The 13,175-nt window shown below is 50.5% G+C and carries 13 protein-coding genes; 10 read left to right on the top strand and 3 right to left on the bottom strand.

Features of this window, described 5'->3' with window-relative positions:
• Positions 1-259 precede the first annotated feature (259 nt).
• The 7 genes from OEL83_09575 to OEL83_09605 all read left to right on the top strand — a co-directional run bounded on the left by OEL83_09575 (position 260) and on the right by OEL83_09605 (position 6,672).
• Positions 260-1,423 (top strand): ABC transporter substrate-binding protein, encoded by a 1,164-nt coding sequence (locus OEL83_09575; GenBank protein MDK9707288.1) that lies wholly within the window; start codon positions 260-262, stop codon positions 1,421-1,423.
• A 92-nt stretch (positions 1,424-1,515) separates the two neighbouring features.
• The gene (locus tag OEL83_09580) at positions 1,516-2,430 is read left to right on the top strand and encodes a branched-chain amino acid ABC transporter permease (GenBank protein MDK9707289.1); all 915 of its coding nucleotides are present in this window, start codon (positions 1,516-1,518) and stop codon (positions 2,428-2,430) included.
• A gap of 4 nt (positions 2,431-2,434) precedes the next feature.
• Entirely contained in the window at positions 2,435-3,421 is a 987-nt protein-coding gene (locus tag OEL83_09585; protein ID MDK9707290.1) for a branched-chain amino acid ABC transporter permease, read from the top strand.
• Positions 3,414-4,163, top strand: coding sequence for an ABC transporter ATP-binding protein (locus tag OEL83_09590; protein ID MDK9707291.1), 750 nt, complete (start codon positions 3,414-3,416; stop codon positions 4,161-4,163). Before OEL83_09585 ends, OEL83_09590 begins: the two co-directional genes overlap by 8 nt.
• A complete protein-coding gene (locus OEL83_09595) occupies positions 4,163-4,870 on the top strand; it encodes an ABC transporter ATP-binding protein (protein ID MDK9707292.1) in 708 nt (235 codons plus the stop codon). Before OEL83_09590 ends, OEL83_09595 begins: the two co-directional genes overlap by 1 nt.
• Before the next feature lie 36 nt (positions 4,871-4,906).
• Positions 4,907-5,920 carry a UDP-glucose 4-epimerase GalE gene (gene galE, locus OEL83_09600; protein ID MDK9707293.1) on the top strand — a complete coding sequence of 338 codons (1,014 nt, stop codon included), beginning with the start codon at positions 4,907-4,909 and terminating at the stop codon, positions 5,918-5,920.
• A 413-nt stretch (positions 5,921-6,333) separates the two neighbouring features.
• A complete protein-coding gene (locus OEL83_09605) occupies positions 6,334-6,672 on the top strand; it encodes a helix-turn-helix domain-containing protein (GenBank protein ID MDK9707294.1) in 339 nt (112 codons plus the stop codon).
• 194 nt (positions 6,673-6,866) lie between these two features.
• On the opposite strand, the gene OEL83_09610 is transcribed toward OEL83_09605, so the two are convergent.
• Positions 6,867-8,195 (bottom strand): integron integrase, encoded by a 1,329-nt coding sequence (locus tag OEL83_09610; GenBank protein MDK9707295.1) that lies wholly within the window; start codon positions 8,193-8,195, stop codon positions 6,867-6,869.
• A 643-nt stretch (positions 8,196-8,838) separates the two neighbouring features.
• Between OEL83_09610 and folP the strand changes: the two genes are divergently transcribed.
• On the top strand, positions 8,839-9,639 hold the full coding sequence (folP, locus tag OEL83_09615; protein ID MDK9707296.1) for a dihydropteroate synthase: 801 nt from the start codon (positions 8,839-8,841) through the stop codon (positions 9,637-9,639).
• 473 nt (positions 9,640-10,112) lie between these two features.
• Here the strand turns inward: folP and OEL83_09620 are convergent, their stop codons facing one another.
• Positions 10,113-11,411, bottom strand: a complete 1,299-nt coding sequence (locus OEL83_09620) for a transposase zinc-binding domain-containing protein (protein MDK9707297.1) — start codon at positions 11,409-11,411, stop codon at positions 10,113-10,115.
• A gap of 193 nt (positions 11,412-11,604) precedes the next feature.
• Here OEL83_09620 and OEL83_09625 point away from each other — a divergent pair, with 193 nt between their 5' ends.
• Positions 11,605-12,138, top strand: a complete 534-nt coding sequence (locus OEL83_09625) for a hypothetical protein (GenBank protein ID MDK9707298.1) — start codon at positions 11,605-11,607, stop codon at positions 12,136-12,138.
• 137 nt (positions 12,139-12,275) lie between these two features.
• Positions 12,276-12,962 (top strand): toxin-antitoxin system YwqK family antitoxin, encoded by a 687-nt coding sequence (locus OEL83_09630; protein MDK9707299.1) that lies wholly within the window; start codon positions 12,276-12,278, stop codon positions 12,960-12,962.
• Between the two features lie 31 nt (positions 12,963-12,993).
• Here OEL83_09630 and OEL83_09635 read toward each other — a convergent pair.
• Positions 12,994-13,175, bottom strand: a 182-nt coding sequence (locus tag OEL83_09635; GenBank protein ID MDK9707300.1) for a hypothetical protein, incomplete at its 5' end; no start/stop codon positions are given.

The raw sequence follows: 13,175 nt of genomic DNA on the forward strand, positions 1-13,175 counted from the left end.
GATGAGCATACAATTCGCCCGGAACTGCCGGTCAGGCCGATCTAGCTGAGTCGAGCAGCTTGTCTGATTAAACGAAACTGTATATCAAGGCGATTCTCCATTTTTTCTTGCAATTTTCTAGTCACTTCTTTAGTCTGCTGTACCTGTTACAGCATCGATTCTGCATATTCCGGGCACAATTTGCCTAAGAGATGGGGTGGTATTTTTGGGATATGACAGAACAACACTCTATCCCCTCACTCAGACAGAAGGAGACACTATGAAAAAACTGGTCATCGGGCTTTGCGCCCTCGGGCTCATGCTGCCAACCCTTAGTGTTGCTGCCGACCCGGTAAAGATAGGCATGATCACGACCCTTTCGACCAAGGCCGGGTATCTTGGCGAGGAGATACGTGACGGTTTCCAGCTGGCCATCGACCAGGAAGGCGGAAAACTGGGTGGCGCCGCCGTGGAACTCCTTGTTGAAGACGACGGAGCCAAGCCGGAAAAAGGCAAGCAGATTGCCGAACGCTTCGCCCAGAAAGACGGGGTGAAGATCATGACCGGCATTGTCTTCTCCAATGTGGCCATGGCCGTGGTGCCGAAGATCATCAAGGAAGACGTGCTATATCTCAGTGCCAACGCCGGGCCTTCCGATCTGGCCGGGGCCGGCTGTGATCCCAATTATTTCAGCGTTGCCTACCAGAACGACAATCTCGACGAGGTCGTCGGCCAGTATGTCACCGAAGCCGGCCATAAGAATGTCTATCTGCTCGCTCCCAACTACCCCGCCGGCAAAGACCATCTTGCCGGATTTAAACGATATTATAAAGGTGCCCTCGCCGGTGAGGTGTACACCAAGCTCGATCAGGCCGATTATGCAGCGGAGATCGCCACCATCCGCGATGCCAAGCCCGATGCGGTATTCTTTTTCCTGCCCGGCGGCATGGGCATCAATTTTATCAAACAATACGCCCAAGCCGGCCTGAAGGAGACCATTCCCCTCTACGGCCCGGCATTCTCCTTTGACGAACGATTGCTTGCCGCTGTCGGCGATGCGGCCCTCGGTGTCAAAAACGGCTCGCAGTGGACCCATGATCTCGACTATCCCGCCAACAAGGAATTCGTCGCCGCCTTCAAGAAGGCCTATAATCGCACCCCGACCCTCTACGCCAGCCAGGGCTATGATACCGCCCGGTTGATCTCCTCCGCCCTCAAAGCGACCGGCGGCAAGTCCGACCTTGCAGCCCTTCGACCGGCGCTGAAAAAGGCCGAATTCGCCTCGGTACGTGGCAACTTCGCCTTTGGCAACAATCAGCACCCGATCCAGGACATCTATATCCGCGAGGTGGTGAAGACCGAGACCGGTTTCACCAACAAGACGGTCAAGAAGGTCTTCGCCAAGCATGTCGATGCCTATGCGAAAGAGTGCAAGATGCAGTAGTATTCTGATTTAATGAAATAATCTCAAAAGCTATCTCCCTAGGATAACACGAAAACCTAAAGGTTAAGGGGGCCCTCGGGCCCCCGTTTTTTATGCTCCTCGTCATTGAACAACTTCTCAACGGCCTGCAACTGGGGATCACCCTGTTTCTGATGTCGGCCGGCTTGACCCTGGTCTTTGGCATCATGCAGATCATCAATCTGGCGCATGGTTCCTTTTATATGATCGGGGCCTATGTCGGGGCGACGGTTGCGGCGCGCAGTGGTTCCTTCCTCCTGGCGGTGGTGGCGGGAGTTGCGGCGGCGGCGGTCGTCGGCGCAGTTGTTGAGGTGCTCGTTCTTCGCCATCTCTATAAACGCCAGCATCTTGACCAGGTGCTGGCCACCTTTGGCCTGATCATGTTCTTCAATGAGCTGATCCGCGTCATTTGGGGCCGCCAGCCCTTGTTTATGAGTATCCCCGCCGGTCTGTCGAAAAGCATTCAAATCATGCCCGGCCTGCCGTACCCGACCTACCGCCTGGCGGTGATCGGTATCGGTCTTTTGGTCGCGGTCTTTTTGTGGCTGATGTTCGCCAAGACCCGGATCGGCATGCAGATCCGCGCCGGTTCCAGCAACCGCGAGATGGTTGGCGCCCTCGGTGTCAATATCAACCTGCTCTACACCCTGGTCTTTGGTCTGGGGGCACTCCTGGCTGGGCTTGCCGGGGTCATGGCCGGGCCGATCCTGGCCGTTGAGGCGGGGATGGGCGAGAGCATCCTTATTCTCACCTTCGTCGTTATCGTCATCGGCGGTATCGGCTCGATTCGCGGGGCGGTGGTCGGGGCCCTTCTCGTCGGCATGGTCGATACCCTTGGCCGGGCCTTCCTGCCGGCCATTCTGCGGACGATGCTTTCTGCGGCCACCGCCGACAGCGCTGCCGCCTCGCTTTCCTCGATGGCCATTTATATCCTTATGGCGGCCATTCTGGTCTGGAAACCCCGGGGCCTCTTCCCGGCGCACGGGTGAGTAAATGATGACCAGAAGACAGCTCATCCTCTGTTGCGGGGCACTTATCCTTCTCCTTCTGCCGCCGGCGGCCCATTTGGCCGGCAGCCCCTACGTGATCTCCCTTGCCAGCCGCATCGTCATCTACGCCCTGGCGGCGGCGAGCCTTGACCTCTTGCTCGGCTACGGGGCGATGATCAGTCTTGGCCATGCCGCCTTTGTCGGCATCGGCGCCTATACCGTCGGTATCCTGCATTTCCACGCCGCCGCAGCCGAGCCGCTTGTTACCTGGCCGTTCCTTTTTGCCGGCAGCACCAGTGGCCTCGTCGTCCTGCCGCTTGCGGCCTTGATGGCGGCCCTGGCCGCCTTGATCATCGGGGCGCTCAGCCTGCGCACCACCGGCCTGCACTTTATCATGATCACCCTTGCCTTTGCCCAGATGCTCTACTACTTCTTCATATCCTTGGAGAAATACGGCGGCGACGATGGTCTGTCGCTTGCGGCGCGGAGCAGCCTGCCCGGCCTTTCCCTTGGTAACGGCAGTCAGTTTTATTATCTTTGTCTGGCGGCCCTCGTGCTCTTCCTGTTTTTTTCCCAGAAGCTGGTGAACTCCCGGTTCGGCCTGGTGGTGCGGGGGGCGGGCAACAACGACCGGCGCATCAAGGGCCTCGGCATCCATTCCTATTGGTATAAGCTTGTCACCTTTGTCATCGCAGGTAGCAGCGCCGGTCTTGCCGGTGCTCTGCTCGCCAACCAGACCGAGTTCGTCTCTCCCGGTCTGATGCATTGGACCCTGTCCGGGGAGCTGATGGTCATGGTCCTCCTCGGTGGCCTGGGCAGCCTGTTCGGACCGGTCCTCGGCGCCGCGGTCTTCCTTCTCCTGGAGGAAACCCTGGCCATGTATACCGAACACTGGATGGTGTATATGGGGCCTTTTCTCGTGATTACGGTCATTTTCGCCAAGCGCGGGCTCTTTGGCTTTCTTGTCGGGGAGAAAGAAAGAAATGACTGATACCCTGCTTGAGGTCAACGGACTGTACAAGTCGTTTGGGGCCCTTCTCGCCACCAACAACCTGTCCTTGTCCATAGCCCGCGGCCATATCCATGCCCTCATCGGCCCGAACGGCGCCGGCAAGACGACGGTGGTCAACCAGTTGAGCGGCGACCTGCGGCCGGACAGCGGCAGCATTCATTTTCGTGGCCGGGACATCACCCGCCTGCAGACGTATAAACGGGCCCGGCTGGGCATCGCCCGGTCCTTCCAGATCACCCATATCTTTGAAAACCTTACTGTCGCTGAAAACATGGGCCTTGCTATCTGCGCCGGTCGCGGCCATAACTTCCGCTTCTTGCGCAACTGGCGGGGTGATGCGGCAATCAAGAACGAACTGCAGGAGGCCCTCCACCGGGTCGATCTCCTCCACCGCTCCGAACTTGCCGCCCGTCATCTGTCGCACGGCGAAAAGCGGCAGCTGGAGGTCGGCATGGCCCTCATCGGCCAGCCGGAACTGCTCATCCTCGATGAACCGATGGCAGGCCTTGGCCCTGGAGGAACGGTGGAGCTTGCCAAGCTGATCCGCAAACAAAAGGGCCAGGTGACGATCTTGCTCGTCGAGCATGATATGGATGTGGTCTTCTCCCTTGCCGATCAGGTGACGGTCCTCGTCTACGGCGAGAATGTCGCCACCGGCAGCCCCGATGAAATCAGGAATAACCCGGTGGTTCGCACCGCCTATCTGGGGGAGGGGGACTGATGCTGGTGGTCGAACAAATCGAAACCTGCTACGGTGCAAGCCAGGCACTTTTCGGCGTCTCCCTGCGCATTGACGAGGGCGAGGTGGTGACCCTCCTTGGCCGCAACGGCATGGGCAAGAGTACGACGGTGCGGTCGATCCTTGGCCTCAGCCCGGTTTCCGCCGGCAGGATCAGCTATTTAGGCCGTTCTATCGAGGCCCTGCAGAGTTACCAGATAGCCCGGCTGGGCATTGGCCTGGTGCCGGAGGGGCGGCAGATCTTTCCCAACCTTACCGTGCGCGAGAACCTCGTTGCCACCGCCGCCAACAGCCGCAAGGCGCCGCAAGCCTTCGACCTGCCGACCGTCATGGCCATCTTCCCCCGGCTTGCCGAGAGGATGGGCCACTACGGCAACGAGCTATCGGGTGGCGAGCAGCAGATGCTGGCCATCGGCAGGGCCCTCATGATCAACCCCGGCCTGCTCATCCTTGATGAGGCGACCGAGGGCCTTGCCCCTCTCATTCGCAAGGAGATCTGGCTGGCCTTGAATACCCTCAAGGAACGCGGCCTGGCCATCCTCGTCATCGATAAAAACATCACGGCCCTGATGGCCATCGCCGAGAGGCATTACATCATGGAAAAGGGACGAATCGTCTGGGACGGTACCAGCGAAGAATTACAGGCCAGGCCGGAACTGCGCTCCCGCTATCTCGGGATCGACTGTTGAAACGAAGGGCAATTTTTCTAGTAACAAGGTGAAACTATGCATATTCTCGTAACCGGAGGGGCGGGGTATATCGGCAGCCACACCTGTCTTGCCCTGCTCGAATGTGGGTATCAGGTGACGGTCGTCGACAATCTGTCGAATGCCAGCCAGGAGTCGCTTCGCCGGGTCGAGGAACTGACCGGCAAGGGCCTGGCCTTTTTCCAGGTCGATCTGCTCGACAAGGAAGGGCTTGCCGGGGTGTTCGCCGGCTGCGACGGCAAGGTTGATGCGGTCATCCATTTTGCCGGCAAGAAGGCGGTCGGCGAGTCGGTCGAAAAGCCCCTGCTCTACTACAGCAACAATATCACCGGCAGCCTTACCCTCTGCGAGGTCATGGCCGCCCAAGGGGTGAAGAATATCATCTTCAGCTCGTCCGCCACCGTCTACGGCGATCCGGCCAGGGTGCCTATCACCGAGGACTTCCCGCTGTCCTGCGCCAGTCCCTATGGGCGGACCAAGCTGATGGTCGAGGAGATTCTCCGCGATATCCAGCATGCCGACCCGGAGTGGAACGTCTGCCTGCTCCGCTATTTTAACCCGGTGGGCGCCCACAAAAGCGGCCGCATCGGTGAGGACCCGGACGGCATCCCCAATAATCTCGTGCCCTATATCGCCCAGGTGGCGGTAGGCAAACTCGCCGAACTTTCGGTCTTCGGCAGCGATTATCCGACCGTCGACGGCACCGGGGTGCGCGATTATATCCACGTCGTTGATCTGGCAGAGGGGCATGTCAAGGCCCTCGATAAGCTGATGGAGCGGCCCGGAGTGGTGGTCTACAACCTCGGCACCGGCCGGGGCTACAGCGTTCTTGAGATGGTCCGGGCCTTTGCCAAGGCCTGCGGCCGGGAGATTCCCTACCGCATTGCCGGCCGCCGGCCCGGTGACATCGCCACCTGCTATGCCGATCCCGCCAAGGCCCTACGGGAACTCGGTTGGCAGGCCAGATTCGGTCTGGCGGAGATGTGCCAGGATACCTGGCGCTGGCAGAAGAATAATCCGCAAGGGTATTAATGCCGTACTCCTGGGCTATCAAACTGGCAATGGAAATCTCCGCTTGGTTCTGTACGATAGTACTGTGGTATCAAGCCAAAGTGTTGCCAGTGAGCGCCATGTCGGCGCCGGTAAAGGATTTGCCGTGTACCTATCTTTTACTTGCGAAAAACTTATATTATAAGTTAAAATTATAAGCATTCAGCAAATCGAATGGAAAAATATAGCCCTCCGGCAGCTTCGGAAAATCAAGAGTAAAGAAGACCGCGACGATATCTATGAAGCTGTCGGCAAGCTGGCCCTGTTTCCCGATTGCGACAACATCAAGTAAATTGTGAATTCGGATAACCTCTACCGTTTACGGGTGAAAAACTGGAGAGTGATCTTCTCCAGTCGGCTTGAAATAATCACTATAGAAGAGGTTAAAAGGCGAAATGAGCGCACATACAGATAAGGTTCAGATAATCAAACAGAACGGCGTACCGGCTTTTGCCGTTATCCCCTATGCGGACTATCTGGCCCTGACCGGTCAAGGTGACGCCGACGAGGCGACAATTCCTCACGAAGTTGTCGGCCTGGCCATAAAGAACGGCTGGAACCTGGTCAAGGCCTGGCGCAAGCACTTAGGCATCAGCCAGAAGGAGCTTGCCGCCAGGGCCGGAGTGAGCCAGCCAGCCCTCTCGCAGATGGAGAACAGTGACAACCCGCGCAGCACCACTCTTGAAAAACTGGCCGAGGCAATGGGTTTGAGTGTACATCAACTGACCGATTGAAGAGGAGATCGGCGTCCTGATCTAATAGCTCGATTTCTAAACTGCGACTAATGTCCCCATCGACTTCCTTGGGGAATACTTTCCACTTCATTCCCCCAGTATCATCTTAAATATCTACAATCATAGATAGTATCTTTCAGGAAAAGGTAGTTTTGAGGTATCTGGTTGGATACCCTCTGCTGGGAAAGGAATTTTCAGGAAGCACCAGCAATGCGATTATGTGCCTCCTCATCAGGCAGCAGATCCAAGGGACTGGCAACCGGATTACGCATATCTTTTACCACGTGGGTGTAGATCATCGTCGTTTCCACCTTCGAGTGGCCGAGATAGTCCTGGATCTGCCGCAGATCAACACCGTTCAGGAGCAGGTGTGTGGCGAAGGAGTGGCGCAGGGTATGGACGGAGGCGTGTTTGTGAATTCCTGCCTTGTGCAGGGCACCTTTGACGGCACGCTGCAGGGCACTGTCACTCACATGATACCGGCGGACCAAGTTGTTCTCCCGGTCGATGGAGCGAACGGCTGAAGGGAAGAGATACTGCCAGGCTTTCTCGATCGATGCGCCCGGATATTTGCGCGCCAAGGCCTTCGGCAGATAGACTGAGCCGAAGCCGTCGGCGAGGTCTCGGTCATGCAGGGCGAACACGCGACGGATATGCTCCTGAAGCTGGCCATTCAGTGACTTCGGCAGCAGCGTAGTACGATCCTTGCCACCCTTCCCGTCACGGACAAAAACCAGCTGCTGATCGAAATCGATATCCTTGATTCGCAGACGGCAGCACTCGTTGACCCTGAGACCTCCACCATAGATAATTTTTAACATCAGACCAATCGTGCCTTCAATATTCCGCAGCAATCTGCCGGTCTCTTCAATCGATAAGACCACAGGGAGACGCTGGCTGGTCTTTGCCCTCACCGCGTTTCTCATGTCCCCCAGATCCTTATTGAAGACCAGGCGAAAAAACTGGAGAAGACTGTTGAAGGCGAGATTCTGTGTCGATGCGGAAATATTTCGATCGACGGCAAGATGGGCGAGAAAGTCGCGGACCAGGTCGGGGGTGCAGGTCCGATCCTTCTCTGATGTGGGTGTTCGGGTTTGGCAGTAGGAAAAATATCGCTGAACCCAGCCGAGATACGTCTGCTCGGTGCGAGTGGCATAGTTGCGCAGCCGAAGTCCTTCACGAAATTTCTGCAAGGCTGCCTGTTGAGAGATGGGCCCGGTAGAGGAATTGTCCTGCCCTTGCCCGGCAGGCTGTGACTGTGATAATAAAAAATTGCTGAAATATAGACGGACGGCCTGATCAGCCTGTCGGACCTGCCAGTCCTGGTAGGAGCCAGATTCATTCAGTTCCCGTAGGAAAAGGGGAACCTGCTCTGCCCAGGACATATTTGGCAGTTGTACTCGATATTCAAAAAATTTCCTGACCCAATGAACGAAAAACTTCTCCTTGCCTGCCTGTACCAATCGGCTTTCCAGAAGAAACTTGCCAAAATCCGTGCTGTTAAACTCGTCGAAATTATTCATATTTTTTTAATATACCCAGTTATTTAATACTTAGTGGCGCAGCGGCCTAACAGGCGATATTTCCCAAAAAGCTGCACAAAACACCCCATCAACGGCCAAAATTTCCAGCAAAATAGCAATCCTTCCGAAAAAAGCTTCCAGTTATGCTGCAGCAGACTAACCGGCGTAAATCCCCAAAAAGCCGCACAGAAAATCCTAACAGCAATTTTGTTGTCAAGGGCGAGATTCTGGTCTATCATGCCAGAACAATCTTACATTTCTATTACATACAAAGAAGGCGAGAATTTTTTTGAAGAAAAAATGAGGATCTGCCAGCGATGAACGGCCTTGAATCGCGAGGTGAAAAGCTGATCCGCAGGCCAGATTCCTCCAGAAAAGCCGCTGCGGCATATTAAACGTTAGACTGACGCCTTCGGCGCCAAAGGAGAAAAAATGATTACAGTTGAAATTGGTGAGTTCAATAAAAAACGGACGTTCGAACCTGCAGAGTTACAGAAACTTGGAAAATATGTTTAGAATACTTTTTTTATAATTTATTTAAGTGACGAACTACTAGCCTTTCAAGGCTGCTATAGAAATTGTAAGAGACGAACTTATATAATAGAACCGTTTTTATGAAAGGATTGATTTTATGAAGTTATATATGCCCCAAATATTAGGGATTGTAAATATTACCGAAGACAGTTTTTCTGATGGAGGCCTTTATTTGAATTATGATAAAGCTTTGGAAAAATCCCTCAAATTGATAGAAGATGGCGCTGATATAATTGACTTAGGAGCTGCTTCTAGCAATCCTGCTGCAAAAGAGATTGAACCTCAGGAAGAAATAAATCGTTTAAAACCAGTCGTTGGCCATTTACTTTCTAAAAATATTCCGGTTTCTATAGATTCCTTCAAACCTGATGTTCAACGATACGCATTAAAAAGTAAAGTCCAATATTTGAATGACATTCAAGGATTTCCATATACAGAAATTTATCCTGAATTGGCAGAATCGGATTGTAAACTAATTGTGATGCATTCTATCCAGCGTTTAGGCCCGGCTACAGTTATTGAAACAAAACCTGAAAAAGTATTCGATGAAATAATAGATTTCTTTTTACAACGCATCAAATTACTTCAAAATTCAGGTATTTCATCAGATAGAATAATCTTAGATCCGGGAATGGGTTTTTTCTTAGGGTCCAATCCGGAATCTTCAATATATGTTTTAAAAAATATATCACGATTAAAAGAATACTTTAATTTACCAATTCTTGTTTCGGTTTCTCGAAAATCGTTTTTAGGAACCATAGTAGGGCGCGAAGTCAACGAACGAGGTTCAGCTACTTTAGCAACAGAGATTTATTTAAGTTATATGGGTGTAGATTATATTCGTACTCATGATGTGAGAGCTTTGAACGATGCACTAAAAATGTTTAAAGCATTAAACTTAATTGAGTAATACATTAAGTAAAAATATCATATTATAAAAAAGGGTGATTGATATAGTGAAAAAAACAGATGAATTTTATAATAAATTTGAAGAGGCTTTTATATCATGGGCAGAAAAAAACAGATGACATAAGAGCTGCCTTTATTATAGGTTCAAGGGCACGCGCGGATCATCCGGCTGACGAATGGTCTGATTTAGACAATATGTAACTGATAGGAACTGTCATTTCGGGGTTTTTGCGGTTTTGGGTCAAAATTCGGTTTTTTCCCCGAACTACAACTGTTTTCGCACCCCGAACAACTAATCCAATCAGAATTTTCCGGCAACGCCGATCCTGTGGAGTATAATTCCAACCTATTTCTGCCGTCAATCCCTGATTTGCGCCAATCTGACAAAGCTCCAAGGTATACCTCCCCTACGAAGCCCTTTAAGCACCGCTTTTGAGGTGTTATCCTGTTCCGTATAAACTTCGTTTTTGGGTATTATACCGACGCCAGTGCCAGCTCAGGAGGTGAACGAGCACAGACGTCCACTGGCTGCTCCCGTTCCTGCTGCTTTGCCCAGTTAATAATCTTGGCAAGCTCCTTGGGATCCTCGATTATCGCCACAACCGACATTGATCCCTGGCATTTTGGGCAAACAAACGGATCAACTTCATAGACTTTCTGTAACAACCGGGCCCAGCTTTGTTTGCGCAACTTGGACCAAGAATCTGGAACCTGGACAGTTTCCGGTTTCTCCTGAGGTATGGCTTGAACAATTTTGGGTTCACTTGGATGACCTTTTTGCCAACTTTCCGGAGCCAAGCAATAAATATTGGGGCGTTCTTGCCATTGCTTACGGACTTTTCCGGCGTATACGCCATAGCGGCGAACCGATTGCACCCGTCGTGGTGGTAAATGGGCTACCAATTGGTCAACGAATTCAAAACCTTTGAAGGTTTCAGATTTGCCTTTGTAGAATCCCTTTGGGGGAGCTGTCCAGATTACAGTATCGCAGGCTGGATCATAGTGGATTTTGTCTGCACAGGTAGCCCCTCGAACAATATATTGCCCCAAGGCTTCACGATCGGCCTTGCTGAATAACCTAGTTTCGCTCTCGATACTAAAGCCGGAATGCTTCCAGTCTTTGAGCATGTTCACTCGGGCCTGATCGATCAACTCTTTGCGCACAAACAAAGCCAGAGAAGCTGCTTGCCAGACCTTGAGCATCCCTTCGTAGGCTCCGATTGGCAAATATATAAAGCGGTCGTACTTGGTGAACCCACCTTCCAGAACCAGAACATGCCAATGCGGGTGGAATCGAGCGAATTCACCAAACGACTGGTAACTAACGACACAGGCGCATAGTAGTTCTTGACCTGCTGCAAGGGAGAAAAATTCGGATAACAACGAGAATATCAGCCGGGCTACCTCGCCAAACAGGCGCTTATCCGATTTAAAGTATGGTCTGAGAATTTTGGGGATCGTAAAAACAAATTGCCGATGCGGTAGATCAAGAAGCAAATCCTCGGCCAAGTATTCAGCATAGAGTAAGGTTCGTTTTTGGTCGCATGATGGGCAAAGGTGAAAAACCTTGCATGAAAAAGGCCTGAAGTACGAATAGCCACAATCTTGGCAGAGGATACGAGCAACACCCTTGGTCCAATCGGCGCAACTAGTAAAATGTTCAAGGCGGTCAAGGATAGTTTGCGATGGACTTGCGTAGGCTTGGTACTGGTTAAGAGAATTGCGAACTATGGTCTGGATTATCCCTTCCCGATGGGGAATGTAAGTTCCCATACCTATACATACGCAGGGAAACGGTCATTTGCTTGCAATTGCGAAAAAAAATGGAAAATGGGGACAGGCGCCACCTAACAAACGGTTCGAGCGGACTCGCGGGACAAGCCCGCTCGCAGCTCAACCGAATGTTAACCTTAAGATGAACCTAGATAACCAAGATCTGAATAATGGATGAACATCAACTTTTCCTATGAAGCCATCAAAATATGAGACAGGAGAAATATTAGAAGGATTTCGCCTGTTGTTTTCAGGAAATGAGATTTCTTGTGTTTTAATCGGGGCAAGTATGATTGATAAATCTCTAGAAGATTTGTTGAGTCGATATTTTATTAAAGGGAAAACATCGGATAAAATGCTTAGCGATACAGGTATTTTGGGGACTTTAAGAAACAAGGCAGATTGTAGTTATGCATTGGGTCTGGTCGATAAGAAAGTTTATCAAAACATCATATGGGCGTTAGAAGTACGAAATGTATTTGGACATCATCATCTTAAATGCAGTTTTGCAAACGAGAAAATCCTCAAAATATCTAACGATAACCCACATGGTTTAATAGATTCCTCAAACGCGGATTTGTTTTATAGTGTATTAGAAAAGGCTGGAATTGACTTAACTGAGGATTCTGAAAATCTAAAAGAATTTAGGTGTATTGCATTCGAGATTGTAAAAATTGTACAGAATAAAAAAAAAGAAGTAGATGCTAAGAAGAATAACACGGAATAGCTTTTATTAATGCAACAATCAATGGTTAACAAATAATTTGAGAGGGATTTTGGTTCCGCTGCGCTCCACCAAAACCCCTCAATTCACCGTTGTGAAAAATGAATTAAAAACGTACAGAGCAGGAAATTGGATACTTCATGTTCAAAAAATTTTGGAAAGTGCTCATCTCCTCTTTTTGCTGTCTGCTCCTTTTTTCAGATGCTAATAATAGCTATGGTGAAGAAAAAATTTATACACACAAAGAACTTGTTCGTAAAGAATCTGTTTTGTATGACAAGATAACTGATACAAAAATTTATGGTTTGATACGGGAATATTCGCCAGCATCTGGAAAATTACTTTGTGAAACGCCATATAAAAATGGAAAAGAAAATGGTATTAAAAAATGTTTTTCTCATGCTGGCAATCTATACAACGAAACACCATACAACGATGGGAAAACGAATGGTGTTGGTAAAGTCTTTTATGAATCAGGCAAAATTTTTTCGGAAACACCATACATTAATGGGAAAGTACATGGTGTTTTGAAAAGATTCTATGAGTCTGGAAATATATTTGGAGAAACACCTTATAAAGATGGCCAGATTGATGGTGTGCACCAATTTTTTTATGAATCAGGAAAATTAAAATCAAAAACATCATATAAAAACGGAAAGAGAGATGGTGTCGAGGTGAGATACCGCAGATCTGGTTATTTGTTTCAAGAAATTATATTTGAAGATGGGGTAGCTGTTTCAGGTTTTCTAAACACTTTTTGGGGAAATAAAAGGAGAATGAGTGATTCGGAACTTCAAGAAATTAATTCAGAACAGAATGAATATTAGAAGATGCGGCTTACCGATTATCTTATGATTATCACAACAAAACGTTCCTGCGGAAGCCGCAAACAGCGCGGCTCCCGCAGAACTCCACGTTAACTCTTTTGATGAAGTGATCTGAACAAACCAACAGCACATGCTTACAAGCCTCAAACATCAAGATGAAGCCATTCCTCGCCTTCGACATGGGCAATGTCCTCTTGCCCTTTGACCACATGC

The sequence above is a fragment of the Desulforhopalus sp. genome (assembly GCA_030247675.1).
GTDB lineage: Bacteria > Desulfobacterota > Desulfobulbia > Desulfobulbales > Desulfocapsaceae > Desulforhopalus_A.